The organism is Mycobacterium sp. E1214, from assembly GCF_001666755.1.
In the GTDB taxonomy this organism is placed as follows: Bacteria; Actinomycetota; Actinomycetes; order Mycobacteriales; family Mycobacteriaceae; genus Mycobacterium.
This window is the reverse complement of record NZ_LZJC01000074.1, coordinates 1-1,089: the sequence shown is the minus strand read 5'-3', so window position 1 is coordinate 1,089 and position 1,089 is coordinate 1. Positions and strand designations below refer to the sequence as shown.

Here is a 1,089-nt window from a genome sequence, read left to right as displayed (position 1 = left end):
AACGCGAAGGGCAGGATCGCGAGGAACGCGCAGTAGGCGCGGTCGGCGAAGAGCAGCCGGAGATCGCGGCGCGCCAGCAGCCTGATCTGGCGCGACCGGGCCAACTCCGCCGCCGGTGGCCAGGGCTCCGCCACCTGCGGCGGCGTGCTCGACGCGGGGGTGGGCGGCAGCCCGCGGTAGGCGCGGTGGGTGCCGTCGGGGTCGGCGCTCACCCGGGCCAGCACCTCCGACCAGTCGGTGGTGCCCATGGCCGCCTCGATCTGCAGGGGCGCGCCGAGGAAGGCCACCGTGCCGGACGCGGTGAGCACCAGCACCTGGTCGCACAGGTTGAGGTCCGCGAGCGGTGCGCGAGCTGACAGGGCCGCCACCACGACACAGCCGAGGTCGGCCTGACGCCGCAGGACTCCCATGACGTGGCTCTGTTGCGCCGGATCGAGCCCGGCGGTCGGCTCGTCGACGACCAGCAGGGTGGGCCTGGTCAGCAACTCGACCGCCAGGGCCGCGCACCGGCGCGCCTCCGGCGGCAGCTTCCCGATGCGGGTGTCGCGGAGCGCGGTCAGCTCGAGTTCCTCGAGGACCTGGTCGACCACGCGGGCGCGGTGTTCGGCGGAGACGTCCGGGGGCAGCCGCAGTTCGGCGGCGTAACGCAGGGTCTGCGCGGTGGTGAGGTGCCGGTGCAGGCGGTCGTCGTGGTCGACGATCCCGATGCGGCTGGCCATGGCCGCCGGTTCGGCGTGTACGTCGTGGCCGTCCACGGTGACGACACCCGCGCTGGGGGCCCTGCGCCCGGCCAGCAGCCCGAGCAGGGCGGAGTTGCGTGCGGCCGACGGGCCGACGATCGCGGTCAAACTGCCGGGTCGCGCGGTGAGGGAGATGTCGGACAGCGTGTCGTGGTGGTCCACGGTGAGCGCCAGCCGATGCGCCGTCACCCCGAGCGTGCGCGAGCCGGGTTTTAGGGGCAGGCGGTAGGTGGAGCTGGGATCCGCGGTCCGGAAGGAGGGGCGCTGCACCCGGATCTTGGAGGTCACCATCCGTTCGATCAGGCCCGCGCCCTTCGGCGGCTCCTGGTGCGCGGCCGGCGGCACCGGG

Annotated in this window: 1 protein-coding gene; it reads right to left on the bottom strand. The window is 74.2% G+C overall.

Annotated features, from left to right (window positions below):
* Positions 1–1,085: ATP-binding cassette domain-containing protein (locus tag A5700_RS08710; RefSeq protein WP_231991391.1), on the bottom strand; the 1,085-nt coding region annotated here is incomplete at its 3' end.
* Positions 1,086–1,089 lie beyond the last annotated feature (4 nt).